Source organism: Bradyrhizobium sp. AZCC 1577 (genome assembly GCF_036924575.1).
Classification (GTDB): domain Bacteria; phylum Pseudomonadota; class Alphaproteobacteria; order Rhizobiales; family Xanthobacteraceae; genus Bradyrhizobium.
Window position 1 is genome coordinate 778,372 of sequence record NZ_JAZHRQ010000001.1, and the last position, 25,137, is coordinate 803,508.

Annotated in this window: 22 protein-coding genes, 1 tRNA gene and 2 pseudogenes; 15 read left to right on the forward strand and 10 right to left on the reverse strand. The window is 62.6% G+C overall.

Annotated features, from left to right (window positions below):
* Nucleotides 1-28: 28 nt before the first annotated feature.
* Entirely contained in the window at nt 29-1,438 is a 1,410-nt protein-coding gene (locus tag V1278_RS03645) for an adenylate/guanylate cyclase domain-containing protein (protein ID WP_334379728.1), read from the forward strand.
* A 6-nt stretch (nt 1,439-1,444) separates the two neighbouring features.
* Here V1278_RS03645 and V1278_RS03650 read toward each other — a convergent pair whose 3' ends face one another.
* Nucleotides 1,445-1,921: a hypothetical protein gene (locus V1278_RS03650; RefSeq protein ID WP_334379729.1), complete on the reverse strand. Its 477-nt coding sequence runs from the start codon at nt 1,919-1,921 to the stop codon at nt 1,445-1,447.
* 371 nt (nt 1,922-2,292) lie between these two features.
* On the opposite strand from V1278_RS03650, the gene V1278_RS03655 reads away from it, so the two are divergent.
* From V1278_RS03655 to V1278_RS03670, 4 genes are all read left to right on the forward strand, one after another.
* Nucleotides 2,293-2,796: a tellurite resistance TerB family protein gene (locus tag V1278_RS03655; protein WP_334379730.1), complete on the forward strand. Its 504-nt coding sequence runs from the start codon at nt 2,293-2,295 to the stop codon at nt 2,794-2,796.
* Between the two features lie 230 nt (nt 2,797-3,026).
* A complete protein-coding gene (locus tag V1278_RS03660) occupies nt 3,027-3,806 on the forward strand; it encodes an SDR family NAD(P)-dependent oxidoreductase (RefSeq protein ID WP_334379731.1) in 780 nt (259 codons plus the stop codon).
* A 166-nt stretch (nt 3,807-3,972) separates the two neighbouring features.
* Entirely contained in the window at nt 3,973-4,773 is an 801-nt protein-coding gene (locus V1278_RS03665) for a glutamine amidotransferase (RefSeq protein WP_334379732.1), read from the forward strand.
* Nucleotides 4,774-4,886: 113 nt separating this feature from the next.
* The gene (locus V1278_RS03670) at nt 4,887-5,699 is read left to right on the forward strand and encodes an enoyl-CoA hydratase (protein WP_334379733.1); all 813 of its coding nucleotides are present in this window, start codon (nt 4,887-4,889) and stop codon (nt 5,697-5,699) included.
* Nucleotides 5,700-5,829: 130 nt separating this feature from the next.
* On the opposite strand, the gene V1278_RS03675 is transcribed toward V1278_RS03670, so the two are convergent.
* Nucleotides 5,830-5,905 (reverse strand) — tRNA-Ala (locus V1278_RS03675).
* Nucleotides 5,906-6,089: 184 nt separating this feature from the next.
* On the opposite strand from V1278_RS03675, the gene V1278_RS03680 reads away from it, so the two are divergent.
* The 3 genes from V1278_RS03680 (at nt 6,090) to folD (ending at nt 7,695) form a co-directional block, all read left to right on the forward strand.
* The gene (locus V1278_RS03680) at nt 6,090-6,380 is read left to right on the forward strand and encodes a YggT family protein (RefSeq protein ID WP_334365679.1); all 291 of its coding nucleotides are present in this window, start codon (nt 6,090-6,092) and stop codon (nt 6,378-6,380) included.
* A 27-nt stretch (nt 6,381-6,407) separates the two neighbouring features.
* Nucleotides 6,408-6,725, forward strand: coding sequence for a DUF167 domain-containing protein (locus tag V1278_RS03685; protein WP_028348404.1), 318 nt, complete (start codon nt 6,408-6,410; stop codon nt 6,723-6,725).
* A gap of 85 nt (nt 6,726-6,810) precedes the next feature.
* Nucleotides 6,811-7,695: a bifunctional methylenetetrahydrofolate dehydrogenase/methenyltetrahydrofolate cyclohydrolase FolD gene (gene folD / locus V1278_RS03690; RefSeq protein ID WP_334379734.1), complete on the forward strand. Its 885-nt coding sequence runs from the start codon at nt 6,811-6,813 to the stop codon at nt 7,693-7,695.
* 267 nt (nt 7,696-7,962) lie between these two features.
* Here the strand turns inward: folD and ppa are convergent, their stop codons facing one another.
* Nucleotides 7,963-8,493 carry an inorganic diphosphatase gene (ppa, locus tag V1278_RS03695; protein ID WP_028348406.1) on the reverse strand — a complete coding sequence of 177 codons (531 nt, stop codon included), beginning with the start codon at nt 8,491-8,493 and terminating at the stop codon, nt 7,963-7,965.
* A 99-nt stretch (nt 8,494-8,592) separates the two neighbouring features.
* Complete coding sequence (locus V1278_RS03700; protein ID WP_057842744.1) at nt 8,593-9,102, reverse strand: GNAT family N-acetyltransferase; 510 nt, start codon at nt 9,100-9,102, stop codon at nt 8,593-8,595.
* Between the two features lie 290 nt (nt 9,103-9,392).
* Here V1278_RS03700 and V1278_RS03705 point away from each other — a divergent pair.
* From V1278_RS03705 to V1278_RS03720, 4 genes and pseudogenes are all read left to right on the forward strand, one after another.
* Nucleotides 9,393-10,293 (forward strand): annotated as a pseudogene (locus V1278_RS03705) (alpha/beta hydrolase family protein).
* Nucleotides 10,290-10,757: a DUF2269 family protein gene (locus V1278_RS03710; protein WP_334379735.1), complete on the forward strand. Its 468-nt coding sequence runs from the start codon at nt 10,290-10,292 to the stop codon at nt 10,755-10,757. Before V1278_RS03705 ends, V1278_RS03710 begins: the two are co-directional and overlap by 4 nt.
* 5 nt (nt 10,758-10,762) lie before the next feature.
* The gene (locus V1278_RS03715) at nt 10,763-12,082 is read left to right on the forward strand and encodes an SDR family oxidoreductase (RefSeq protein WP_334379736.1); all 1,320 of its coding nucleotides are present in this window, start codon (nt 10,763-10,765) and stop codon (nt 12,080-12,082) included.
* Between the two features lie 10 nt (nt 12,083-12,092).
* A complete protein-coding gene (locus V1278_RS03720; RefSeq protein ID WP_334379737.1) occupies nt 12,093-12,500 on the forward strand; it encodes a thiol-disulfide oxidoreductase DCC family protein in 408 nt (135 codons plus the stop codon).
* 149 nt (nt 12,501-12,649) lie between these two features.
* Here the strand turns inward: V1278_RS03720 and V1278_RS03725 are convergent, their stop codons facing one another.
* The gene (locus V1278_RS03725; protein ID WP_334365671.1) at nt 12,650-13,900 is read right to left on the reverse strand and encodes a flavin monoamine oxidase family protein; all 1,251 of its coding nucleotides are present in this window, start codon (nt 13,898-13,900) and stop codon (nt 12,650-12,652) included.
* A 163-nt stretch (nt 13,901-14,063) separates the two neighbouring features.
* Here V1278_RS03725 and V1278_RS03730 point away from each other — a divergent pair, with 163 nt between their 5' ends.
* Nucleotides 14,064-15,917: a hypothetical protein gene (locus tag V1278_RS03730; protein WP_334365670.1), complete on the forward strand. Its 1,854-nt coding sequence runs from the start codon at nt 14,064-14,066 to the stop codon at nt 15,915-15,917.
* Between the two features lies 1 nt (nt 15,918).
* Here the strand turns inward: V1278_RS03730 and typA are convergent, their stop codons facing one another.
* The 3 genes from typA to V1278_RS03745 all read right to left on the reverse strand — a co-directional run bounded on the left by typA (nt 15,919) and on the right by V1278_RS03745 (nt 21,212).
* On the reverse strand, nt 15,919-17,745 hold the full coding sequence (gene typA / locus V1278_RS03735; protein WP_334365669.1) for a translational GTPase TypA: 1,827 nt from the start codon (nt 17,743-17,745) through the stop codon (nt 15,919-15,921).
* Nucleotides 17,746-18,117: 372 nt separating this feature from the next.
* Nucleotides 18,118-19,692 (reverse strand): alkaline phosphatase D family protein, encoded by a 1,575-nt coding sequence (locus V1278_RS03740; RefSeq protein ID WP_334379738.1) that lies wholly within the window; start codon nt 19,690-19,692, stop codon nt 18,118-18,120.
* Nucleotides 19,693-19,781: 89 nt separating this feature from the next.
* Nucleotides 19,782-21,212 (reverse strand): TAXI family TRAP transporter solute-binding subunit, encoded by a 1,431-nt coding sequence (locus tag V1278_RS03745; RefSeq protein WP_334365667.1) that lies wholly within the window; start codon nt 21,210-21,212, stop codon nt 19,782-19,784.
* A gap of 245 nt (nt 21,213-21,457) precedes the next feature.
* Here V1278_RS03745 and V1278_RS03750 point away from each other — a divergent pair.
* Together V1278_RS03750 and V1278_RS03755 are read left to right on the forward strand one after the other, a co-directional pair.
* Nucleotides 21,458-21,762: pseudogene (locus V1278_RS03750) on the forward strand (4a-hydroxytetrahydrobiopterin dehydratase).
* Between the two features lie 105 nt (nt 21,763-21,867).
* The gene (locus tag V1278_RS03755; protein ID WP_334379739.1) at nt 21,868-22,254 is read left to right on the forward strand and encodes a YkvA family protein; all 387 of its coding nucleotides are present in this window, start codon (nt 21,868-21,870) and stop codon (nt 22,252-22,254) included.
* Nucleotides 22,255-22,465: 211 nt separating this feature from the next.
* On the opposite strand, the gene V1278_RS03760 is transcribed toward V1278_RS03755, so the two are convergent.
* Nucleotides 22,466-23,629, reverse strand: a complete 1,164-nt coding sequence (locus V1278_RS03760) for a TAXI family TRAP transporter solute-binding subunit (RefSeq protein ID WP_334365665.1) — start codon at nt 23,627-23,629, stop codon at nt 22,466-22,468.
* Between the two features lie 145 nt (nt 23,630-23,774).
* Complete coding sequence (locus V1278_RS03765) at nt 23,775-25,076, reverse strand: hypothetical protein (protein WP_334379740.1); 1,302 nt, start codon at nt 25,074-25,076, stop codon at nt 23,775-23,777.
* Nucleotides 25,077-25,137 lie beyond the last annotated feature (61 nt).

Genomic DNA, 25,137 nt, shown 5'->3' on the forward strand with positions numbered 1-25,137 from the left:
TCTTGGGAGCGTCATCTAGGTTGTCACCATGAGCGATACTCAGGCCCAGTTCGCAGTCTTGAAGCAGACCGCCGACCCCGCGGTGGTCGACGCCATCTCGCAACTGATCGCCAAGGGCGAGGACCGCGACCTCAACCGAATCAACCTGTTGGATTTCTCCGCGCGCTACGGGCTCGACGAGGAAAAGGTCATCTCGGCCTTCCTGCATTCGGCGCGGCTCGGGCTGTTCGATCTCACCTGGAATGTGCTGTGCCCCGGCTGCGGTGGCGTGCTCGGCGCGCACAACACCCTGAAATCGCTGCGCCACGACGATTACAATTGCGCGCTATGCGCCCAAGGTTACGAGGCGTCGGTCGACGACCGCGTCGAGGTCGCCTTCACGGTCAGCCCGCGCGTCAGGCGCATTGCGGCACACGATCCCAACACGCTGCCGATCTGGGAATATAACCGCCAGATGTTCTGGAGCTCGGGGATGGACCTGAGCGAGGAATCGATCAAGCGGCTCATCGATGAAGTCTCGCTCGAAGCCATCGAGTTGCCGGCGGGCGAAAAGGCAGTGCTGTCGCTGCAATTGCCCAACCAGTTCGTGATCGTGTTCGAGCCGGTGACGCATTCGGCGCATTTCTTCGATGTCCAGGGCGAACCGACCCGCGAGCGGCAACAGTTTTCGATCGTCTTCAACAAGCTGCACCCGCCTACGGGCTCGACGGTGATGCGGCCGGGACCGCTACGGCTGTCGCTGGAAAACCAGACGGACCACCGGGTGCTGCCCGCGGTCTGGATCGCCAACGACACGCTCCATGAGCTGCTCGGCAAACGCAAGCCGATCCTGACCGCCAAGCGGATGCTGTCCAACCAGACTTTTCGCGACGTCTTCAAGGCGGATAACCTCAACGTCGATCAGCGCCTCAAGATCACCTCGCTGACCTTCCTGTTTACGGACCTCAAGGGCTCCACCGCGCTCTATGAGCGGGTCGGCGATCTCGCCGCCTTCGACCTGGTGCGGGCGCATTTCCACGCGCTGCTCGAAATCATCGCATCGGAGAAGGGCGCGGTCGTGAAGACGATCGGCGATGCCGTGATGGCGACCTTCATCAGGCCGGAACATGCGATCGTCGCGGGCCTGCGCATGCGGGCGGCAATGGCGACGCTGAATGCCGAGCGCGGCCGGGAGGACCTGATTATCAAGATCGGCATCCACGAAGGTCCGTGCCTGGCGGTCATGCTGAACGAGCGACAGGACTATTTCGGTCAGACCGTCAACATCGCTTCAAGGGTGCAGCACCTGTCGACCTCGCAGGAGATCCACATCACAGGACCTGTGATCGAATCGCCGGGCGTTGCCACCATTCTGGCGAAACAGGCGATCAGGCCGATCCAGAAGGAAGCGGCACTGCGCGGCATCGCCGACAAGGTGATGGTGTACGAGATACCTTAAACGATACTACTCGATCACGATCTCACCGGTCATGCCGAGTTCGGCGTGGGTCTTGCCGTCGCTGGTCTTGATGTCGCAGCGCAAGTCGCTGGCACGGCCGGCGGCGATTGGCACCAGCCACCATTCGGCGGATTGTCCCGGATAGACCTCGATCTCGCGAATCGCGCCCTTGAATTCGGCGAGCGTAACGGTCTTGCCGTTCTGCTGCTGCGTCACCTGCGCCTTGCGCGTGAACACCATCTGCGAGAACGCGTGCGAGGTGAAGTAGTGCGGATCGTTGCTCGAATTGCGTAGGATCAGCTTGTAGAGCTTGCCGGTTTCGAACTTGAGTTGCTTCGGCGCGAATTCGTGTTTGCCGGGCGAGCCGAGATCGACCGTCACCTCGATCGGCGTCTGTCGCGACAGGTCACCTGCCGCAAGCGCGGCGCCCGAGGCGACTCCGAGCACAACGGCGGCGCCGAGCGCAAAGCGGAAGTTGGTCATGCGCGTTCCCCCAAGAAATCACTCATTGAAACAACGAGTTCGTTTTCTAATGCAAATGCGAATGATTTGCAATTGGATGACACCTTGCTGGCTGCGGCAAATCGCGCGGGTCAGATCTTGGCGGACATGTCCTGTCTTTCGACGCACTCGGCGGTGGCGCTCTTGAACCTCAGCCGGCGCGCTTTGACTCACCGATAAGCGACGGCTCTGTGACTGCCTGCAGGTACAACCAAATTCTCGATGCAGATGTTTTGGTTACTTCAAAGGTGACGCCGATTTAATCTGCCCGCGCAGCCAGGCGTTGATTGCGGAGGCCAGATTTTAAACCCATATTCGACCGACAGGCTTTACAAGACTTTGCAGGTAGATTGATGCTCGACGGACTGCGCCAATTCATTGCCGACATCGTCGCCCCCAACGCGGATCAGGATTTCGCGTTCGACGATACCGGGTATCTTCTCGCGGCGACTGCACTACTGGTCCATGTCGTCTCGCTCGACGGCGAGCCGAGCGTGATCGAGAAGCGCAAATTGCACAGTTTGATCGAAAGCCGCTTCAAGCTCGATCCCGGGACGGCGGATCATTTGATCGCGTCGGCGACGCGGGCGGAAGGCGATGCGGTCGATCTCTATCGTTTCACCAGCGTCATCATGCGTTCGGTGAACGAAGAGGGCCGGCTTCGCATCATCGAGATGATGTGGGAACTGGTATACGCGGACGGCCAGGTCAGCGAGTTCGAGGATAACGTCGTCTGGCGCGCGGCTGACCTGCTCGGCATTTCCTCGCGCGACCGGATCGATCTCAAGCATCGGGTGGCTGAGCGGCAGCCGGTCTCGTCTGCAGGTGCGCCGAAGGCCGAAGACGCAGCAATGTGACAATGCGCGGCGCAGCCACGCATCATTGCAGATGACGAAACTTTGATGTGCGCCGCAACCGGCTGCGACAGTGCGCGATAAGCCTGAAAACATAGGGACTTCAGCATGTGGGAGCACACAGGCCGGCATGGCGCCATGTTTGGGGGATGGCTTGCGCCACACCGCGCGCCTATGCTCTCGTTCCCGTGCTGGCGGCATAACCCTGATTTGATTTTTAAGAGCATTCAACCGTGACCGAGCGTGTGACGCTGATTACTGGTGCATCGGCGGGCATAGGCACCGAGCTGGCGCGCGTTTTTGCATCGAAGGGTCATCGCGTGGCGCTGGTGGCGCGGCGCGCGGATCGCCTGGAAGCGTTGGCGGCGGAAATCAAGGCGGCCGGCGGCGCGGCGCCGATCGTCATTCCCTGCGACCTAGCGCAACCCGACTGCGGCGACAGGATTGCCGAGGCCTTGACCGCCTCCGGCATGGAGGTTGAATACCTCGTCAACAACGCCGGATTTGGCGTGTTTGGCAGAGCAATCCAGCGTGATCGCTCCAACCAGCTTGAGATAATCGCTGTCAATATCCGCGCGCTGACCGACCTGTCACTGCGGTTTTCCGATCACCTGATTCGAAATCGCGGCGGCCTTCTCAACGTCGGCTCGATCGCGGGCTTTCTGCCGGGGCCGGGAATGGCGGTCTATTACGCGTCCAAGGCCTATGTGCTGTCGTTCACCGAAGCGATGCGCGCAGAACTGGCGCCACATGGCGTGCGCGTGACGGTGTTGTGTCCGGGACCCGTGCCTTCGGAATTTCAGGCGCGCGCCGGATTTAGACCCGGCTATGATTCGTCGATCCTCAATATGTCGTCGGCCGATGTCGCGCAGCAGGCCTACAGCGGATTGATGGCGAACAAACGGGCAGTGTTGCCGGGCCTCGGCATCAAGATTGTGCCGTTCCTGCTCCGGCTGGTTCCGCGCTCCTTTGTCCTCGGAGCGATCGGCCGCTTCCAGCTCCGCCAGCGCTGAAGAAACCCCGAGTTTTTCCGGTGTTCTTGCCTGTTCGCACCGCGGGCCAGCGCGCTGACCGCATCTGGCCCGCGGTTTGCTTACATTTTTGTATGTGTGCGTGAACTCACCCGAAATTAACACTCACTTAGGTATGGTTTCGATTCGAGGCACCTGAGCAACGTCGATGTCGTTCCGGTCGAGCAAAAATGGCGACAACATCGTGCCCTTTCCGGGCAGAGGGGCGCTGGCCGCGCCTGACGCCGCATCCCTGTCACCGGTTCTGATCGTTCTCCACCAGGAAAGCTCGACGCCCGGCCGGGTCGGCAACGCGCTGCGCGCGCTCGGCTATCCCCTCGATATCAGGCGTCCGCGGTTCGGCGACCCGTTGCCTGAAACACTGGCCCAGCATGCCGGCGCGGTCATCTTCGGCGGCCCGATGAGCGCCAACGACTCCGACGAGTATGTCCGCCGCGAGATTGACTGGATCGAAATTCCCTTGCGCGAGCGGCGGCCGTTTCTCGGCATCTGCCTGGGGGCCCAGATGCTTGCCAAACAATTGGGCGCGCCGGTCGCGCCGCATCATGAAGGCAGGGTCGAGGTCGGTTACTATCCGATCCGCCCAACCGCTGCCGGTCACGCGCTCTGTTCGGACTGGCCGGAGCTCGTCTACCACTGGCACGGCGAAGGGTTTCAACTGCCTGATGGCGCCGAACTGCTTGCCGAAGGCGATGACTTTCCGGTGCAGGCGTTTCGGCACGGCCACGCGTTCGGCTTCCAGTTTCATCCCGACGTCACCTACGCCATGATGCATCGCTGGACCACGCGCGGATGCGTGCGGATGGATTCGCCGGGCGCGCAGCCGCGTCACCTTCATTTCGAAGGCCGCGCCGTGCACGACGTCGTCGAGCGGGCGTGGCTGAAGAATTTCATTGCAGGCTGGATCGTGCGCGCGCCGCACGCGGCTCTGCTGGAAGCGGCCGAATAGCCGCCACGCGGAATTTCATCCGCGCCACCGCACGTCTTTCAAGAACTGCTGATGTGATAGGATCGCGCTCCTGAGCCCGCACGGCAATGACAAGAATGACAGGGAGACCCGCGGTGATCTATCAGCATATTCTCTACGAGGTGAGCGACAAGATCGCGACCATCACGCTCAACCGCCCCGACCGCATGAACGCATGGACCGCGACCATGGAGCGCGACGTGCGCCATGCAATGGAGGCCGCCAGCGCCGATGACGATGTCCGCGTCATCGTGCTCACCGGCGCCGGCCGCGCCTTCTGCGCAGGTGCGGACATGGAGGCGTTGCAGGCCATCGACCCCAGCGAGATCAGGCGCGGCGAGAACATCCCGCCCTTCGACATGAACCGCCGGGCGGACTGGCAGACGCGCTACGCCTATTATCCTGCCATCCCAAAGCCCGTGATCGGCATGCTCAACGGCGCTACCGCCGGCATCGGCCTGGTCCACGCGCTCTATTGCGATCTGCGCTTTGCGGCCGACAATACCGTCTTCACCACCTCGTTTGCGCGCCGCGGGCTGATCGCCGAGCACGGCATTAGCTGGATGCTGCCGCGCATCGTCGGCCACGCCAATGCGCTGGATTTGCTGATGTCGGCGCGGCGGGTTTCCAGCGAGGAAGCCTTGCGCATCGGGCTGGTCAACCGGATCTATCCGCCGGACCAGTTGCGCGAGCAGACGTATGCCTATGCGCTCGATCTCGCCGATTTCGTCTCGCCCAGCGCGATTTCGGTAATCAAGCGCCAGCTCTATGACGTGCCGTTCCAGACGCTCGCCGAAGCCACCATCGATGCCAACCGCGAAATGCAGATCGCGCTGAAGGGGAGCGATTTCCGGGAGGGGGTGGCGAGTTTTGTCGAGAAGCGGCCGCCGCGGTTTACGGGGAAGTGAAGGGGGATCGGGGTCGGGTCTGTCGGCCCGCCTTCGCCCTGCGGGCTATGGCGTGGCAGCCTTCGCTTGCTTCGCTACGATAGGGCACGGTGTGGCTTGCCCAGCCGAAGCTCGCGAAGCGAGCGAAGGCTGGTGGAGCCAGGCGGGATCGAACCGCCGACCTCGTCATTGCGAACGACGCGCTCTCCCAGCTGAGCTATGGCCCCGTCGCGACCGCCTCGACATCGTCCGAAGCAGCCGACAATCGGCGCCATTTACAGTCCGGCCCTAGGCCAAGTCAAGAACGGTGAAAGTACCGATTTTGGCGTGATTTTGCCGGGAACTTCCCTTGTTTGCGAGAGGATGAACCGATATCTAGCTGTTTGTCCCTCCTCGCGAGCTCCCCCTCCCATGCGCGCTATCCTCGACATCGTCATCATTGTCCTTGACCTATACGTCTGGCTTTTGATCGCCGCGGCCATCCTGTCCTGGCTGATCGCCTTCAATGTCGTGAACACGCGCAACGGGTTCGTCGCGGCGGTGGCTGAATTCCTGTACCGAATTACCGAGCCGGCGCTGGCACCGATCCGCCGGTTCATGCCCAACCTGGGTGGGCTCGACATCTCGCCGATCATCCTGATCCTGATCATCATGCTCGTCCAGCGGGTAATCCTCTACTACATCTATCCCAACGTCATCTGACCGCGAGCACTGATAGCTGAAGGCCTGATGGATCCCTGGCGCTACTCCACCGACGGCATCAGTGTCGCGCTGCGGGTGACGCCGCGCGGCGGCCGCGACGATATCGATGGCATTGAAACGCTCGCCAACGGCCGCTCGGTGGTGAAGGTTCGCGTCCGCGCCATCGCCGACGGCGGCGAGGCCAACCGTGCGGTCACGGAACTGCTGGCCAAGGTGCTCGGCGTCCCGAAGGCGAGGGTGAAGATCCTGTCGGGTATGACCTCGCGCATCAAGCAGGTCGCCGTTGATGGCGATCCCAAAATTCTCGGCGAAACGCTGCGAAAGGTAGCCGCCGCCAAAGCATGATCCGGACCCGGAGGGCCGCGGAAGCGCAAAGTGAGAACCGGTTTTTCGAAAAGATCATGCGTCAAGACGAAGACAAAGGATTGAGATGACGGCACGCATTGTCGACGGAAAGGTCATTGCGGCGGAGCTTCGCGCCCGTGTCGCGGAAGAGGTCGCGCGGGTCAAAGGCGAGCATCAGGTCACACCGGGCCTTGCGGTGGTGCTGGTCGGCAACGACCCCGCCAGCGAGGTCTATGTTCGCAGCAAGCACACCCAGACCCAGGCCGCCGGCATGGCCTCGTTCGAGCACAAGCTGCCCGCCGACGTCGCGCAAGCCGATCTCCTGGCGCTGATCGCAAAGCTCAACCACGATCCCGCCGTGCACGGTATTCTCGTGCAATTGCCGCTGCCGAAATCGCTTCACACCGAAACCATCATCAACGCGATCGACCCCGCCAAGGATGTCGACGGGCTGCATCCCAACAATGCTGGCCGGCTGGCCGGCGGCTTTGCCGCGTTGTCGCCGTGTACGCCGCTCGGTTGTATCATCCTGACCAAGAGCGTGCATGCCTCGCTGGAAGGCATGAACGCGATCGTCATCGGCCGCTCCAACCTGGTTGGCCGCCCGCTGCTGCAATTGCTGCTGAATGAAAATGCGACCGTGACGGTCGCGCATTCGCGCTCAAAGGATCTGGCGCAACTCTGCGCCCGCGCCGATCTGGTCTATGCCGCGGTCGGCAAGCCCGAGATGGTGCGCGCCGACTGGATCAAGCCGGGCGCCACCGTGATCGACGTCGGCATCAACCGCCTGCCTTTAGCCGACGGCAAGACGCGGCTGGTCGGCGATGTCGCCTTCAAGGAAGTCGCCGAAGTCGCCGGCGCGATTACGCCGGTGCCGGGCGGCGTCGGCCAGATGACGGTGGCGTGCCTGCTGGTGAATACGCTACGTGCGGCCTGTGCGATTCACGGGCTGCCGAAGCCGGCGGTGTGACGCGACGCTCTCTCCTCGTCATTGCGAGGAGCGCAAGCGACGAAGCAATCCATTCCTCCGCTTGCGGAGCTATGGATTGCTTCGCGGAGCCTGTCATCCGGCGGCGCTTCGCGCCGACCGGGTGGCTCGCAATGACGGCGGAAATGGCCGCGCCGCGTTCCCGATGAGGCGGCGCATAGGCGCAATGGGTCCCGGCTCTGCGGCGCAGCGTTACCGGACGATGCTTCGCATCGCCTAGGCTGCACCGCGTCCGGGACACGAAGGCCGCTACTTCTTCTTCGCGCGCTCGATGCCTTCCAGGATCAGGCGGTGGGCGTCCTCGGCGCCGCACCAGCGCAATACCTTCACCCATTTACCCTTCTCGAGGTCCTTGTAGTGCTCGAAGAAGTGCTGGATCTGCTGCAGCGTGATGTCGGGCAGGTCGTTGTAGTTCCGGACCTTGTCGTAGCGCTGGGTGAGTTTTGAGGATGGCACGGCGATGATCTTCTCGTCGCCGCCGGCCTCGTCTTCCATCAGCAAGACGCCGACCGGCCGCACACTCATCACGGCGCCCGGCACGATGGCGCGCGTATTGGCAATCAGCACGTCGCAGGGGTCGCCGTCGCCGGACAGCGTGTGCGGGATGAAACCGTAATTGCCGGGATAGCGCATCGCCGTATAGAGGAAGCGATCGACCACCAGCGTGCCGGCTTCCTTGTCCATCTCATATTTGATCGGCTCGCCGCCAACAGGCACCTCGATGATGACGTTGACGTCGTGTGGCGGATTTACTCCGATCGGGATGGCGTCAATGCGCATAAGGGGCTCCGCTTGGCGTTTAAAGGGCACGCCGGGAATCAGGCGCGCGTCAGGGTCCCTTTAGACCCGCAGCCGAGCAGGGAAAAGCCTGAAATAGCTTCAGTTGGTCCAGGCGAAAGCGACTTTATCGAGCGATTTGGCGCCGAACTTCTCCGAGGAGCGGGCCACCATGCGACCGCCGAGCGCGCGGTAGAATTCCGTCGCCGGATCGTTGTCCGACAGCGCCCAGATCACCATGCTCTTCAGCCCGCTCTGCATCAGATCGCGCCGGGCGGCGGTGAACAGGCGGCGGCCGAAGCCGAGACCCTGGAATTCCGGCCGCAGGTAAAGCTCGTAGATCTCGCCTTCGAAATGCAGGCTGCGGGCGCGGTTGCGGCCGTAATTGGCGTAGCCTGCGACCTTGTCGCCGAACACTAGCACGCTGACGCGGCTGCCTTTGCGGATTGCGCTATCCCACCATTGCGGGCCGCGACGGTTAATGAGTTTTTCGAGCTCGGCGCCGGGAATGATGCCCTGATAGGCCGAGCGCCAGGCTTCATCATGGGTAGACGCCACCGCGGCTGCATCCGCAGCCTTGGCCGGTCGAACCTCTATCAGGGTTGTGCTCATATCCTGATCAAAGCAAGTCGGCGGGCCGGCTTCAAGGTCCATCGTTAATTATCGGTTAACCTGTGGATTTTCTGCATCAGTTTCGTGTCGTTCTGTACCGAAAGAGGACAAGGTGGCTGTCTCATCAGGTGTTTCGCCGAGGCAGTGGCGGCGGAATCGTTGTTAAAATCATCCAACCAAACGGCTCGGTGAATTCTGTTCACGGAAAAATGCGCAGGATTTGATTCGCCGGCGGTATTCTGTTGGTGACCTCGCAATACGCCCTTCCCTCGGCTGCACCAGGCCATTTCATGCGTCCCCTAAACATGCTTCCTGCGCTGGTCCTCGTTGCCGCGCTCGGTGTGAAGGCCGCCATCGCGCAGCCCAGCCTTGGCGCGCAGGGCCCCGAAGGCGAGCCGCACCGGTTGCAACAATGGATGGTGCCTGCTTCCGATCCTGTCACTGCCGCGCATGCGGTGCTGTTCAGGCCGCCGGGCAAGGGGCCGTTTCCGCTTGCCGTGATTGCGCACGCCTCGACCCAGAACGTGCTGCGGCGGGCGCAGATGCCGCCGCTCGAATACCGCGCGCTCGCCGGATGGCTCGTGGCCCGCGGTTTTGCCGTGCTGGTTCCTGAACGCCCGGGCCACGGCGCGACGGGCGGAACATACCTGGAGGATCAGGGCGGTTGCGACGAGGCTGATTACGCCAAGTCTGGCCGCGTTGTGGCGGATGCGATCGCCGCTGCCACCGGCTTCATACGCAAGCAGCCCTTCATCCGTGCCGAGGGCATGGTCGTGATCGGCCATTCGGCCGGTGCCTGGGGTGCACTGGCGCTGGCCGGTGAAGATCCGAAGAACGTTGCGGCCATCATCGCGTTCGCGCCGGGGCGCGGCGGGCATGCCGATGATTCTTCCAGCCGCGTCTGCGCGCCGCACACGCTGATGGCTGCCGCGGGCGAATTCGGCAAGGCCGCACGCGTGAGGGTGACTTGGCTGGTGGCGGCCAATGACAGCTACTTTTCGCCCGCGTTGTCGCGTCAACTGGCCCGATGCGTTTCGCGCCGCGGGCGGCAAGGCCGATTTTCGCGTGCTGCCGGCCCATGGCAGTGAAGGCCACTGGCTGGTCGAAACTGGAGGCGGTGTAAATCTTGCCGGACCTGAACTCGATCGTGCCTTGAGGGCGCGGTCCCGCACCCCGGCCGTCAAGCGATGACGCTGTATTTCCTCGTCAAGTATCTGCATGTATTCGGCGCGATCGTCATTCTCGGCACCGGCGCCGGCATCGCATTTTTCATGCTGATGGCCCATCGCAGCCGGGACGTGGCGTTCATCGCGCGCACGGCAGAGACCGTCGTGGTCGCCGACATGCTGTTCACGCTGACGGCGGTGCTGCTGCAGCCGGTGAGCGGTGGCGCGCTGATGTGGCTGTCTTCCACCGCGTGGAGCGAACGCTGGCTGATGATCTCGCTCGGGCTCTATGCGGTGGCGGGGCTGTTCTGGGTGCCGGTCGTCTTCATGCAGATTGAAATGCGCGATCTCGCGCGCAAGGCGGCGGAGCAAAACCGGGAGTTGCCGTCGCGCTACTTCGCACTTTTCCACCGCTGGTTTCTGTTTGGGATTCCCGGGTTTGGCTCGGTCATGGCTATTCTCTGGCTGATGATCGCCAAACCGTTCTAGGCAGCATGAACGCCGACATCCGAAAAATCCTCGTGCTCGGCGCCTCCGGCCTGATCGGCCGCTTCGTGACCGACGATCTGCGCGGGAGGGGGTTTCGCGTGGTCGGCGTCGCCCGGAAATTATCCGCTTCGCAAAAGAACGGCGCGCTCGATCTCGAACTGCCGCTCATGTCGATGGATGCGGCAGCACTTGCGCGACTGCTGCGCGATCACGGCATCGGCCTCGTCGTCAATTGCGTCGGCGTGCTGCAGGATGGCCCCGGCAGCGACACCGCCGCCGTGCATCGCGAATTCGTCGCGCGGCTGTTGCATGCGATCCGCGAAAGCCGCCTCGCGATCCGGCTGGTGCATATCTCGATTCCCGGTGTCGCCGAGACCGACGCCACCGCTTTCAGCACCACCAAGCGCGAGGCCGAACGGCTGATCGCCGATTCCGGCGTCCCGTACACGATCCTGCGGCCGGGTTTCGTGGTGGCATTGGCTGCCTATGGCGGCAGCGCCATGCTGCGCTCGGTCGCAGCACTTCCGATCGATCTTTCGCCCGCCGAACGGTTGACGCCATTCCAGCCGGTCGCCATGGAGGATATCGCGGCGACGATTGCCTGGCTGGCCGCGCGCGATCCGGGCGAGGCGAACGCGGTGACGTGGGACCTGATGCAGGAGCAGCCGGTCACGCTCGGCGACGTGATCGATCAATTTCGCGAGGTGTTCGGCACCGGCAAATGGTGGCGCATTGTGATGCCGGCGTTCCTGCTCGATCTCGGCGCCAGGCTCGGCGACCTCACGAGCCTGCTCGGCTGGACGCCGCCGATGCGAACCACGGCGATTGCGGAGCTGCGGCGCGGCGTCAGCGGCAGCCCCGCGGGCTGGATGGCCGCCACCGGCATCATACCGAAGACGATCGGGCAAATGGCGGGAAAACGCGTAGCGACCATCCAGGACAAATGGTTCGCCCGGCTATTCCCGATCAAGGCGCTGATGATCGCAAGCCTCGTGCTGTTCTGGGTCGTCTCCGGCTTCATTGCGCTGGTGATTTCCTATGACGCGGCGGCAGGAATCCTGCGCGGCCACGGCTTTCCGCCGGCGCTCGTCGCGCCCATCACGGTGGGTACCAGCCTGATGGATATGACCATCGGCGTGCTGATCGCGTTCCGCCGCACCTCGGCATTTGGCCTGGTGGCGGGTATCATTGCCTCGCTCGGCTATATGGCCGGTGCCGCAATCCTGACGCCGGACCTCTGGATCGAGCCGCTCGGCGCGCTGGTGAAGACGGGGCCTGCGGTCGTGCTGATGCTGGTGGCGCTGCTGACATTGGATAACCGATGAGCCCAAACCCGTGACCCGATGGCCCGACGATGACGTGATCCTCTATGACGGCGTCTGCGTCTTCTGCTCGCGCTGGGTCCGCTTCGTCGCGAAACGCGACGTCGCGCGGAGGTTTCGTTTCACCGCGATCCAGTCGCCCTATGGCACACGGCTGGCACAGGCGTTTGGTATCGACCCTCATGATCCCGATACCAACGCGGTGGTGCATGGAGGCGTCGCGTATCTCAAATCGGACGCCGCTTTGACCGTACTCGGCATGCTGCCGGGCTGGCGATGGACGCGTGCGCTGTTTGCCGTACCGAAGCCGCTGCGCGATGCGGTGTACGGCCTCGTAGCGAAAAACCGCTATCGGATATTCGGGAAGTATGACGAGTGCTTCGTGCCGGACGCGGAGATGCGGGCGAGGGTGATGGAGTAGGAAAGAACGTCGCCTCAACCGTCATTGCGAGGAGCAAAGCGACGAAGCAATCCATGTCTCGGCAAGCCGCGAAATGGATTGCTTCGCGGAGCCTGTCATCCGGCGGCGCTTCGCGCCGACCGGGTGGCTCGCAATGACGGATGTCAGGCTCAGCGCTTGGTCAAAACTTCGTCCGCCGCCCGCTCACCGCTGTCCCTTGCCCCATGCGCGGTCGAGAAGAACTCCGGCGAGGTAGCTTCGCCTGCAAAGAACAGCCGACCATCGACGGGCGCGGCGAGGACCTCGCGATCTCCCGCATGTCCCGGCAGCGCGTGTGAATAGGAGCCGCGGGCGAAGGGATCGTGCGCCCAGCGTGATTCCGCGAGCGGCTTCAGCTTGCGGCGAAAATCGTTGCCGAGGATAGAGACGATCTCGTCGATGCTTGCTGCGGCCAGCGCGCCCGGGCCGGCATCTTCGAGCGATTGCGCAAAGCGGCCGCCGAAAAAGCCTTCGATGCAGGGCTGGCCGAACGGTCGGATGTGATAGGTGCCCATTTCGGTGCGCATGGTGGCGGCGCGCAGATTGCCCTCTACGGGCAGCGCCTCGGGCTCATCCACTGCCAGCGTCACCTTGTCGGCGAGGCCAAGCGGCAGGCCGCGCGCGGCATCGACCTTTTGCGGCAACGGCGGGTGAAAGCGGATTCCTTCGTCGGCGATCAGGCTGGTCGGTACCGTGATGACCACCTTGTCGGCCGTCAGCGTGCCGCGCGACGTCTCGATGCGGACGCGCTTGGTGGAATGATCGATCAGCGTCACCGCGCAGTTGAGCGCAAGCGGGCACGTGGCGCCATAGGCCGCTATCAGCGCGCCATAGCCGCGGCGGATGCGCCAGTTGATGTCGGTATCTTCATAGGCGTCCATGTCGAGGATCGAGACCTGGTCGAGCTCGCAGCCGTTGACGTAAGTCGAGATCGCATCGATCATCGGGTTCCAGCGATTGCCAGGCTCCAGATAAAGGCTTGCGGCGCAGTCGCGGCCACTCTTCTCGGCTTCGGCCGCCGCAGCTTCGGCGCGGTCGTAGAACGCATTGAGCGCGTGCATAAAGTCGTCGCGCTCGGCTTGCGGAAATGCCTTGCCGTGAGCGCGCTCGCGCCATGGCGGCAGTGACCTGTTGATCGCGAAACCGAGCTGTTCGGCGATTTTGACAAAAGAGTTCTCATCCGCCGAATGCAGCCAGCCGCAGCCGACGTCGAAGGTGACGTCAGGCGAGGCCATGATGGTATGCGCGCGGCCGCCGACGCGCTCACGCGCTTCCAGCACGATGACGGAGAGGCCGGAATTTTTCAGCGCATTGGCGGCGCCAAGCCCGGCGGCGCCGGCGCCGATGATGGCGACATCGACTGAGGAGGGGAGAGACGTCATGCGCAAGGCTCTAGCACGTTCGCGCAGAGGGCTGAATAGGCCGTAACGCCGCCTTGAAGCCAGTTGCCGATTTGCGTGGCCAGCGCAAAGCTACTTGTCACTCTGCCTGAAGTTGTGTTGAATGAACCATTCCCTTTTTACTTTTTAGGCAGGAATTTTCCCCATGACCATGACCATGACCGATGCCGAATTCGACAAGGTTCACAAGCGAACGGCGGTGCTCGTCGTCCATGGCATTGGGAGCCAGCGGGCGCTGGAAACCGTACGTGGCGTCGTCAAGGGCGTCTGGTTGAACAGTGAAAATCCCTATGACGCGGGCCGAAGGTTGTGGAGCCATCCCCAACGGGACGGCGCGGATATCGACCTGACGGTAATGACAACCAACGAGGTGCCCGAATCAAGGGACAAGCGCGCGGTCGATTTCCACGAACTTTATTGGGCCCACCTGATGAGCGAAACCAAGCCGGTCGCAGTTTTGCTCTGGCTGTACGAGCTTTGCCGAAAGGGCCCGATCATGAAGGAGGGGATCAACGGGCTCTGGTGGGTCGCGTCCATCTTCCTGTCTTTCATGAATCTTTCTCTCGCCCTGCTGGCGCTAAAGGGCGCGGTCATTTTTGCGCAAGTCTCTGTCGTCCAGAATCTGCTGGTCGCTCCGTTCCTGCTGATCTTCAGCTCGCTGGTATTCGGTTTCTTTATCGCGCTGAAATGGCGGGCTTTCCGTCTCATCAGAAAGCTTGCCGCGTTTTGCGTGATCGGCGTGATTGTCAGCGCGGTCTACTTTGGCGTTGAGTTCAATCCGCTTTGGGAGCCGACGGAGAAATTACCGGATGCGGCCGAGCTCGCCACCATCGTAGCGCTCCCAACGCTGATCGGCTTGATCGCCACCTACCTCCTAACCGGAGAACCCGGCTTGCGGGCGTTCTGGCGTGCGCTTCTAATATCGCTGATCGTGGCCGGCATGTTCGTCGGCGTCGACCGACTCTGGCATTCGGACACGCCCTTCATGGAGACTTTGGTTACGGCATGGCCCTGGGGCTTGAACTCACCCTGGAGCGCGCCGGTGGCCTTTGCCATCCTGGGCATCTATCTCATCGTCAACGCTGCGTTCCTCCAGCCATATCTCGGCGACGCGGCGCGCTATTTCCGTGCCTCGCCGGCCAATGTCGCAGTGCGCCGCGCGATCCGAGTAGAGGCGGTGAACGCGCTTCATAACCTGCACCAGAGTGGCTATTACGACCGCATCATCGTCGTGGCCCACAGCCTCGGAACCGTCGTCGCATATGACATGCTGCGCGCCTATTTCAGCCGGATTTGCCGAGATCTGCCTCCGGTCACGACCTTCGGAACCGATTTTGACGAGATCGACACCGCCTCCTGGCAGCCAAGCGGCACGGCATCCGCTGCCGACAAGAAGGCCCTGCGGGAGAAAGCGCGACGTGCCGTCGCGAGCATCGCGGCGGCAGCGGAAAAGGCCGGTGAAGATAAAAAGACAAAGACATGGCTTGTAACCGATTTCGTAACACTAGGAAGCGCGCTGAGCCATGCGACCTTCCTGATGTGCATCGGCAATACCCGCCGTCTTCTCGAATCCGATTTCTGCCGTCGCGTTGCCGAGCGCGAATTCCCGACTTGCCCGCCGAAACGTCTCGACAATGACGGCCTGCTTACTTTTCGCAATCCGAAGACAGGGCAGAAACAGGTCCATCATGGCGCGCTGTTCGGCCTGACCCGATGGACCAACATCTTCTTTCCGATGGTGCAGATCTTCTGGGGCGACGCGATCGGTGGCAAGCTCGCGCCGATCTTCGGGTCGCACATCGTCGACTACCCGGTCGCGACGCGTGGGGATGGCGCCGCGGACTTCTTCACCCATACCGCTTATTGGGACGTTTGCCGCGAGCCTGAAACGTTTCAGGCCCCGCATGTCATCGCGCTTCAGGAGGCCATCGACCTTGCGGATATTGGCAAGGCCGTCGCCGTGGTCGACAGCGCCCTGGCATCCAACGCAGCAGGATAGTTTACGCCACCGCTTCCTTGGCCTTTTCCGCGCGCTTGCGGTCGTTGGCGTCGAGGAACTTCTTGCGCAGGCGGATCGACTTCGGCGTCACTTCGACCAGCTCGTCGTCCTCGATATAGGCCAGCGCCTTTTCCAGGGTCATCTTGATCGGCGGCGTCAGACGCACCGCCTCGTCCTTTGACGTGGTGCGGATGTTGGTGAGCTGCTTGCCCTTGAGCACGTTGATCTCGAGATCGTTGTCGCGGGTGTGCTCGCCGACGATCATGCCCTTGTAGACCTTCCAGCCGGGCTCGATCATCATCGGGCCGCGGTCTTCCAGCTTGAACATCGCGTAGGCCACTGCTTCGCCCTGGTCGTTGGAGATCAGCACGCCGTTGCGGCGGCCCTGGATGTCGCCCTTGTAGGGCGCGTAGCCGTGGAACAGGCGGTTCATGATCGCGGTGCCGCGGGTATCGGTGAGCAGTTCGCCCTGGTAGCCGATCAGGCCGCGGGTCGGCGCGTAGAACACCAGCCGCAGGCGGTTGCCGCCGGAGGGGCGCATCTCGATCATCTCGGCCTTGCGCTCGCTCATCTTCTGCACGACGACGCCGGAATGCTCCTCGTCGACGTCGATCACGACTTCTTCGATCGGCTCCTGCCACTGGCCGGTGGCTTCGTCCTTCTGCAGCACGACGCGCGGACGCGACACCGAGAGTTCAAAGCCTTCGCGGCGCATGGTCTCGATCAGGATCGCGAGCTGCAATTCGCCGCGGCCCGATACTTCCATGGAATCCTTGTCGGCGGCCTCGACCACGCGCAGCGCGACGTTGCCTTCGGCCTCGCGCAGCAGGCGGTCGCGGATCATGCGAGAGGTCACCTTGTCGCCTTCAGTGCCGGCGAGCGGCGAGTTATTGACGATGAATGACATCGACACCGTCGGCGGATCGATCGGCTGCGCCACCAGCGGCATCTCGACGGAAGGATCGCAGAAGGTGTCGGCGACGGTGCCTTTGGTCAGGCCCGCAATCGCGACGATGTCGCCGGCTTCGGCTTCATCCAGCGGAGTGCGCTCGATGCCGCGGAAGGCGAGGATCTTTGTGATACGCCCTTGTTCGATTGTCTTGCCGTCAGCGCCCAGCACCTTCACCTGCTGGTTCGGCTTGATCGCGCCTGAGGTGATGCGACCGGTGATGATGCGGCCGAGATAGGGATTGGCTTCCAGAATGGTGCCGATCATCCGGAACGGGCCCTGCTCGACGCTCGGCGGCGCGACGTGGCGCACGATCAGGTCGAACAACGGCTGCATGCCGGCATCCTGCGAGCCGTCCGGGCTGTCGGCCATCCAGCCCTGCTTGGCCGACCCGTAAAGTATCGGGAAATCGAGCTGCTCCTCGCTGGCGTCGAGCGCCGCGAACAGGTCGAATACCTCGTTGATGACTTCGGTCGGACGCGCATCGGGACGGTCGACCTTGTTGATCACGACGATCGGCTTCAGCCCGACCTTGAGCGCCTTGGAGACCACGAACTTGGTCTGCGGCAGCGGGCCTTCGGCGGCGTCGACCAGCACCAGCGCGCCGTCCACCATGTTCAGGATGCGCTCGACTTCGCCGCCGAAATCGGCGTGGCCGGGGGTGTCGACGATGTTGATGCGGGTGTCCTTCCACTGCACCGAGGCGGCCTTGGCCAAAATGGTGATGCCGCGCTCGCGCTCCAGATCGTTGGAGTCCATCGCGCGCTCGGTGACCTTCTGGTTCTCGCGATAGGTGCCGGATTGCTGCAGCAGACGGTCGACAAGGGTGGTCTTGCCGTGGTCGACGTGGGCGATGATGGCGACGTTACGAAGGTTCATGGCTCTTCTTCTGGTCGTGCATGTGGAGGCGCGATCTCACCGGAAAACCGGGACCCACTTTTCCGGATCGCGCTCAAACCTGGGATGCGAACGGGGCCATGGCTCAAACCTGCCCCAAAAAGGAAGCCCGGCCAAAAGGACCGGGCACACCTTACGCGTTGCGGCGCAATATATTCAGAAAACGCCAAAAAACAATGGTTCGTTTGGCATTTGGTTAGCCGATTTTGGGTATGGCGCCGGGCTCGACTGCCCGTTTCGGGGGTGGGATAAACTGCGCAAAACTTGGTCAAACTGGGCTTTGGCCGCCTCTTTGCAGTGGCTGGACCGGTTCCGCAGCGATCCCATGGTCGAGACTTGCTCGTCATGCTCGATTTAGACCGGCTTGGGATCGAGTGTCGTCGACCACAGCGCAACATCGGCGCGGTCGCGCAAGGTCACCGTCATCTGTCCGCTGCCGCCGTCGATCCTGACGTGGCCGAAAAACTGCATTCCGGCGGACGGCGGCAAATTCTGTTTGCCGGGTCCCGGCGCCTTGATGAACTTCACCTCGGGTCCGAACGTGTTGTCGAGGTCGTTCGGGCCGAAGCTGCCGGCGTGCAGGGGACCAGCGACAAACTCCCAGAAGGGATCGAATTCTTGAAACTGCGCCTTGTCGGGATTGTAGTAATGCGCGGCCGCGTAGTGCACATCCGCGGTCAGCCACACGGTGTTGACCACGCCCGACGTCTTGATGAAACGCAGGAGGTCGGCGATCTCCAGCTCGCGGCCGCGCGGCGGGCCGTCGCTTTGCGCAACGGCTTCCGAGCCTTTTCTGTTGGGCGCATCGTCATAGACGATGATGCTGAGCGGCATGTCGGATGCGATCACCTTCCAGGTGGCGTGCGAGTTCAACAGTTCCCGTTTCAGCCACGCGAGTTGCGCCGGCCCGAGGAAAAAGCTTTCCGGCCCGTAAGCGGTCTCCTGGTTCGAGCCATTCGGTCCGCGATAGCTGCGCTCGTCCAGCATGAACACGTCGAGATGCGGGCCATAACGGAGCGTGCGGTAGAGCCGTCCCGGCTCCGTGATGTTCGCGCGGATCGGATACATCTCGTGGAAGGCGCGTGCTGAGCGGGCCGCGAGCAGGGCGAGGTTGCGCTCCTTGTAGGCGGCAGGCAGTTCCTTGGACGACGACCAGTTGTTGACGACCTCGTGGTCGTCCCACTGCACGAAGACCGGTACCTCGGCATTGAACGCGCGCAGATGCTCGTCCATGAAGTTGTACTTGTGCGCGGCGCGAAATTCGTCGAGCGTTTCGGCGACCTTTGCTTTCTCGGGGGTCGTCACGTTCTTCCAGACCTTGCCGTCGGGAAGCGTCACCTCGCTCTTGATCGGGCCGTCGGCATAGATGGTGTCGCCCGAGTGCAGCAGGAAATCCGGGCGATGCTTGCGCATGGTGGCGAAGGTGAGCATGCCGCCGTCATCCGGGTTGATGCCCCAGCCCTGTCCGGCAACGTCGCCGCCCCAAACGAAACTGACGTTACGGCGGTCGCCAGGTGCGGTGCGAAACCGCCCGACCACCGGCTCGCTTTCGATGCCGGTATGGGCGAGGTCGCGAAACCGGATGCGATAGAAGATCTCCTGTCCGGCTGGAAGATTCTCCAGCAGCATTTTTGCGGCAAAGTCGCTTTCGGGCAGCGTTGCGATCGGCGGCAAAGCCCGTGCGCTGGCAAAGGATTCATTCGTCGCGACCTCGACCAGCATTTGCGAGGGCCGGTCGGCGCGCGCCCATACCACGCCGCCGTCAGCGCCGACATCGCCCGACTGCACGCCGGAGGTGACCACGGGCCGGTCCGCGGCGCGGCTGAGATAAGGCGTTGCAATGACGCCGATGGCGCCTGCTCCGGCGGTGGCGAGGAAATGACGCCGCGAAATTCCAGGAAGGCGGTAGCGGGAAATCCTGAACCTCATGCGGGCCTCTTTCGGATCTGGCGCGGGTGCAGCGTAGCACCGTCAGATCTAGAAAGAATTGATGACAGCCCGATTACCGGGTTGGCAGATCAGGCATTGCCGGCCGCGCGGAACTGCGCGCTGGCGCGTTGCAGGTTTTGCGGCATGCTCAGCAACAGCGCCTTGCGGTCGGCGACCGCGTTGTGGAATTGCTCGATCGCGATGTTGAAAGCGGTCAACGTGCCTTCCTCGATCGTGCCGTGTTCGTAGCACAGCAGCGTGTGGCGCAAGATGTCGTCCGCTTCCGCCTGCATCTGGTCGAGCTCGTCCATCGAATCGCACTGGCGGGCGGCGCTGAGCATGTCGAGAAGCCGGTCGCGCTGCGAGACGTTGACGTTGCGCTCGTCCTTCTTGAGGTAGCCCGCAAACCACGCGCCGGCGGAGCCCATCGCCGACATCGCCATCAACGTCCACCAGATGTAATCGCTGTAACGGTCGAGAAAGGTTTTTTCCTCGCCGTCGACAAAGGCGGCGGCGCCGGGATGCACGGGAATCGTGGCGTCCTTGTCGGTGTCGGGCGTCTCGATCTTTGCGGCGAGCGGAAATTCGTTCTTCAGGTTTTGCCGGATGGCGAATAGTTGGCGGGTAAAGGCGGCGATGGTCGCTTCCGAAATGCCTCTGCGCGCCACGATGTGATGCGCGAAACTGATGGTCTTGACCTCTGCCTCGGGCTTGTCCGGCGCGCCGCCAAAGGTCCCAGCGGGAATTTCGGAAGCCTCGTAGGCGGGGTGGTTCTGCGCAATCGCCTCCGCCGAATCGATCGCCAGGAATTTCGGCGTGCCGCCGTCGCGCGTCGAAGCCGCGATCGCGTCCGAAGTGATTTTGCTGTTGACCGGGCCGGCCGCGAGATAGGCATCCGCTTTCTGGCTGCGAATGGCTTCCGCGGCCTCGTTGGCCGGAAACTGAACGATCTCGACCTTGCCGGAATCGACGCCGTATTGCCGCAGGATCACCTTGAGCAAATTGACATTGGCCTGGGTGCGGCCGACCACGCCGATGCGACGGCCGGCGAGTTGCGTAATGTTCTTGATTTCGGGCGCGGCCTTCCTGCCCCTGGCAGCCTTGGCCTTGCCGGCCGACGGCACCCATAACACCGCGACGTTCTTGCGCAGCGTTGCCACGGCCTGCGCGTTCTTCGGCACATCGAGGTCGCCGCGGATGATGGCGAGATCAGCTTTGCCTTCGCCGAGCAGATTGGCGCTCGCGAGCGCGCCGTCGGTTTGCACCGGACGCAGCCGGACCTGGCTGTTTCGAGGATTATTGAAGGCCTGCGCCAGGTTCTGAACCACCTTGAGATCGTCGCTGTTGGCGGGGCCAACCGCGATCCGCAGCGTCACCGGCCGCATCGCAAAGTAATAGCCGGCCGCCAGCGCCCCGACGACGGCCAGTACGCCGGCCAGCGTCACGAATGTCAGCCGTCGTTTCGCAGAGCGGGGCGAGGGGGCGGCCGGCGTTTCCGCAGAATGGGGGCCGTCGGTCATCAATCCCCGTAGGTTTGAGGGTGGAATTTTCACGCAGCCGGCACGCTTCGCTTAACATTCTAGCAAATTTTCCCGCGGAACCTTTGTTACATCTCTGTCATGGTTACCGGCGTCCGGGACCGCCATTGGACGCGCCCTGCATGCCTATTTTGGGCATGGGGGATCCCCGAAGCGGCCTTGGGTGTTAGGCTTGGGTGTTAGGCCTGGGTGTTAGGTAACAGGCTGATTCAAGCGCGGAGGCGATCATGGCGGAACGGCTGTCGGCAGAAGCGCGAAAATCGGCGCTGGCGGAACTGACCGGCTGGTCGGAAAGGCCGGCCGCGAGGCGATTACCCGCACCTTCACTTTCAGGGACTTCAACGAGGCGTTCGGTTTCATGTCCCGCGCCGCCCTCGTGGCCGAAAAGACCGACCACCACCCGGAATGGAAGAACGTCTACAAGACGGTGGAAGTGGTGCTGGCGACCCATGACGCCGGCGGCGTCACCAGGCGCGATATCGATCTGGCCAAGGCCATGAACGCCATCGCCGGGCAATTGGGCGTCGCCTGAGGTCACCTCTCGCGATCTTGCGAGGTGGGGCGGACATCCCCAATTCTTCATTTGTACATGTTGGCCGCGGCGATCTGCCGCGCCGGATGCAAGGGGAGCGCCGCGATGGCATCGTCCGATCACTCCGCGGGTTTTGAGCCGGCCGATCGGCTGGCGCAGGACCGCGAGAGCGTGCGCCGGCGCTTCTGGATCAAGTTCAAGCGGGTGATGGCGCAGCTTCCGTTGGCCGAGGATCTGCTCGCGGCGTACTATTGTGCATTCGACAAAGAGACGCCGCGTCACGTACAGGCTGCGCTGATCGGCGCCGTCGCCTATTTCATCCTGCCGCTCGATTTCATGCCGGACGTGATGCCGCTGCTCGGATTCACCGACGATGCGGCTGTGCTTGCCACCGCCATCCGCTTGGTCGCAAGTCACATCACGCAGGAGCATCGCGATGCCGCCCGCGCTGCGCTGAAGCGCGGGATCGACGCTGATGAAGCGACGGAATAGCGGATGCCAAAAGCCCGCTCCGCTTGAATCGGAACGGGCTTTTGATTTTCTGGCCTTGATGAACCGGCAGCCGTCCCGGACCAAATCCGACGCCGGCTTCCGCCGGAAGACGCCTAGAGCCCGGTTCTGATTGTATCAGAACCGGGCTCTAGGTTTTTGTTTTGACGCGTTTTCTTAACGCGAACCGGTGTCCACTCCGCTGGAAAACGCTCTAGCGGGTCTGCGCCCTGGCGCCTCGCTCCGCTTCCCACGCCTGGAACTGCTTGAAGAGCGCTTCCTTGTCCGCGTCGGTCTTGACGCTGGCCGCCGTCGTCGGGCTCTGCTTCAGGAACTCATCGAACCTGGCGCGTGACACGGCCTCGACATTGTGAGTCTTGAGCCATTGCTCGGCAACCGGCAGACGCTGCCAATCAGGGAGCGGCGCCGACAGCGAGACCTCCTTCCACTTCGGGTGGAACGGCGGGTTCTGGAATGTCGGGAACTTCGTGAAGAACGCGTCCACGAACTGGGCCAGCTTGCGGTAGCGCTCGGTGTTGGGTGCCCAGTTGTAGGCTGCGAGCACCGCAGGCACCGCAATGGTATCGACCTTCGCGCCTTCGGCGATCAGGTTGGGATAGTCCTTCGAGGTCAGGGTGGCCGGCAAGTAGTCGCCCTGCAGTGGCCGCGAATAGTCGACCGGAACCAGATGGAAGCGGTCGTCCTTGAATGCCGCGACGGACTTGTACGGTTTGCCGCCGACGGCAATCACGGCGTCGATCTCGCCAGCCCGCATTCTCTCCATCGCGATGCGCTGCTCGAGATAGAGGAAATTCGGTTTGATGCCGAGCCGTTCGAACACGATCGCGGCGGTTACGAAGGTGCCGCCATTGGGAAGGTCGACGCTGACCTTCTTGCCGTTGAGCTGGCTGATGTTGGTCACCGACTTCGACGCGAGGACGTACATCTCCTCGTTGTAGAGCTTCGTCACATAGGTAAATTGCTTCTTGATGTCCTTCGCAAAGCCCTTCTTCTCGAGATAGTCGAGCGTGTCGGCGCGCACGATGCCGAGGTCGACGCCCTGCAGGAACAGGATGTCGGCCACACTCTGCACGGAGCCGCGCCCGACGATCGGAAGTACGCGCAACTTGTTTCCGTCGTCGAGCACGGAAGCGAGGTCGGCACCGAACTGCACATAGGTGCCGCCGATTGTTCCTGAGATCAGCGTAACTGTGTTGGCGTTCAGCGCCTGCTTGGTGGCGACCGAACCGAACTGGAAAATGGCCTTCAGGCTTTCGCTGACTTTGGCCGGATCGTATTCCGTCTCAGCGGCCTTGGCCGCCGTATTGCTGCATGCCACCGTGATGGCAAGCAATGCCATTCCCATTAAGTGCCGCATGGGTTCCTCTGCGCTGGTCTTGAGTAATTTTCTTGAGTAATTGCGTAGAGCGACATGACTTTTTTCGAATCGTCATCTCGCTCTATGTCTTTGATTTGAGCATGATTCTTTCGGAAAACCGGTTCCCACTTTTCCGGATCATGCTCTAGTTCTGCAACTGGCCGAGCCGCCGCTTCGCATCAGGCGACCCGAGCTGGGCGGCCTTCTGGTACCAGAGCCGCGCCGCTGCCGGATCGGGCGTGACGCTCCGCAAATCCTGGCTGCCCAGCACTTGCGGATCATACGTTCCGGCCAGCATCAATGCCGCCTCCGCCTCCTGCGCGTCCGCCGCGCGCTCAAGCAACAGACGGGCGGAAGTAATGTCGCCGATCGCGAGCAGGCCCTTCGCTCGCTTTAGCAACGCCGCAAGTTCGTCCGGATCGATGCGACGTGCCGGAGCCGCCTCGCGCGCGGGCTCATGTGCCGCCGGTGCGGCCGCAGCAACCGGGGCCGCCGGATTGATCGCAGCGACGACGTCGTTGGCTGCTTCGCGCGCCACCGGCTCCGGCACCGCGACCTTGCCCTTGAGTGCGCTCTGATAGGCGGCGGCAATTTCGTCGCGCGTGGGCGATGCGGATGCCAGCGCGGTGGGCGGCGAGCGGCGAGCGGCTGCCATCTCCGCACCGGATGGCTCGGCGGCCAGTGGCGGCGCCGCAACGCGCTGCGGCGGTGCGGGCTCCGGCACCGCTGCGGCGAGTTGGGCGGCTGGCGGCGCGCTGCCGCCACCACCGCCGCCGAGCGAGGCGTTGAAGATGACGGCCCGGGTCGAATCGATCGAAAACAGCGCGAGAACGGCCGCTATCGCCGACACGATCACGACGCCGGTTACGATGCGCCCGGCGCGCGCCTTCTTCAGGCCGCCGCTGCCGAACCTTCCGCTGCCGAACGTATATTCGGAAAGCTGCTGATGTGACTCTTCCTCGTAGTTGGAGAGGAAAAGCGGCACCGGCTCGTGTGGCGGGAGCTCCTCCGGCAACACATCTGTCCGCTCAAACGATGGCGCAAAAGACTGAGCGTACTGCGGCTGCTCGTATTGAGGCTGCTCATATCGGGGCTGTTCGTACTGAGGCTGTTCGTATCGGGGTTGCTCGTATCGAAGCTGCTCGTACCGAGGCTGATCGGCCTCGTACAACCGAGGATCGCTGATGGCTTCGTCGAATCTGTCGAACGGATCTCTCGCCTGGATCGGCTTGGCGTTCTCCGCCATGATGATGCTCCCCACTACTGAACGCAACGACGGGCGTTCCCCTGCACCTACTTCTTGCTTTTGTTGACGTACAGGAGCCCCTTGACTGATGGTTAAAATCGCACACGGATTGGGCTCAAAAAACGGCGGCGGCGGGTGTGAATGAGGAGATATTTTGGTATGATTGAGGCAAACAAGCGACATCCTGCCGTTTGAAAACACGCATTGTTACCGAGAAACTATATCGGTGAGATGAAATTCATGCCGCAGACGCGAAAAAATG

What these genes read in the sequence shown, in the direction of transcription:
- V1278_RS03645 (WP_334379728.1), top strand. Translation starts at nt 29, where the DNA reads ATGAGCGATACTCAGGCCCAGTTCGCAGTCTTGAAGCAGACCGCCGAC.
- V1278_RS03650 (WP_334379729.1), bottom strand. Translation starts at nt 1,921, where the DNA reads ATGACCAACTTCCGCTTTGCGCTCGGCGCCGCCGTTGTGCTCGGAGTC.
- V1278_RS03655 (WP_334379730.1), top strand. Translation starts at nt 2,293, where the DNA reads ATGCTCGACGGACTGCGCCAATTCATTGCCGACATCGTCGCCCCCAAC.
- V1278_RS03665 (WP_334379732.1), top strand. Translation starts at nt 3,973, where the DNA reads ATGTCGTTCCGGTCGAGCAAAAATGGCGACAACATCGTGCCCTTTCCG.
- V1278_RS03680 (WP_334365679.1), top strand. Translation starts at nt 6,090, where the DNA reads ATGCGCGCTATCCTCGACATCGTCATCATTGTCCTTGACCTATACGTC.
- V1278_RS03685 (WP_028348404.1), top strand. Translation starts at nt 6,408, where the DNA reads ATGGATCCCTGGCGCTACTCCACCGACGGCATCAGTGTCGCGCTGCGG.
- folD (WP_334379734.1), top strand. Translation starts at nt 6,811, where the DNA reads ATGACGGCACGCATTGTCGACGGAAAGGTCATTGCGGCGGAGCTTCGC.
- ppa (WP_028348406.1), bottom strand. Translation starts at nt 8,493, where the DNA reads ATGCGCATTGACGCCATCCCGATCGGAGTAAATCCGCCACACGACGTC.
- V1278_RS03700 (WP_057842744.1), bottom strand. Translation starts at nt 9,102, where the DNA reads ATGAGCACAACCCTGATAGAGGTTCGACCGGCCAAGGCTGCGGATGCA.
- V1278_RS03710 (WP_334379735.1), top strand. Translation starts at nt 10,290, where the DNA reads ATGACGCTGTATTTCCTCGTCAAGTATCTGCATGTATTCGGCGCGATC.
- V1278_RS03715 (WP_334379736.1), top strand. Translation starts at nt 10,763, where the DNA reads ATGAACGCCGACATCCGAAAAATCCTCGTGCTCGGCGCCTCCGGCCTG.
- V1278_RS03725 (WP_334365671.1), bottom strand. Translation starts at nt 13,900, where the DNA reads ATGACGTCTCTCCCCTCCTCAGTCGATGTCGCCATCATCGGCGCCGGC.
- V1278_RS03730 (WP_334365670.1), top strand. Translation starts at nt 14,064, where the DNA reads ATGACCATGACCATGACCGATGCCGAATTCGACAAGGTTCACAAGCGA.
- typA (WP_334365669.1), bottom strand. Translation starts at nt 17,745, where the DNA reads ATGAACCTTCGTAACGTCGCCATCATCGCCCACGTCGACCACGGCAAG.
- V1278_RS03740 (WP_334379738.1), bottom strand. Translation starts at nt 19,692, where the DNA reads ATGAGGTTCAGGATTTCCCGCTACCGCCTTCCTGGAATTTCGCGGCGT.
- V1278_RS03745 (WP_334365667.1), bottom strand. Translation starts at nt 21,212, where the DNA reads ATGACCGACGGCCCCCATTCTGCGGAAACGCCGGCCGCCCCCTCGCCC.
- V1278_RS03755 (WP_334379739.1), top strand. Translation starts at nt 21,868, where the DNA reads ATGGCATCGTCCGATCACTCCGCGGGTTTTGAGCCGGCCGATCGGCTG.
- V1278_RS03760 (WP_334365665.1), bottom strand. Translation starts at nt 23,629, where the DNA reads ATGCGGCACTTAATGGGAATGGCATTGCTTGCCATCACGGTGGCATGC.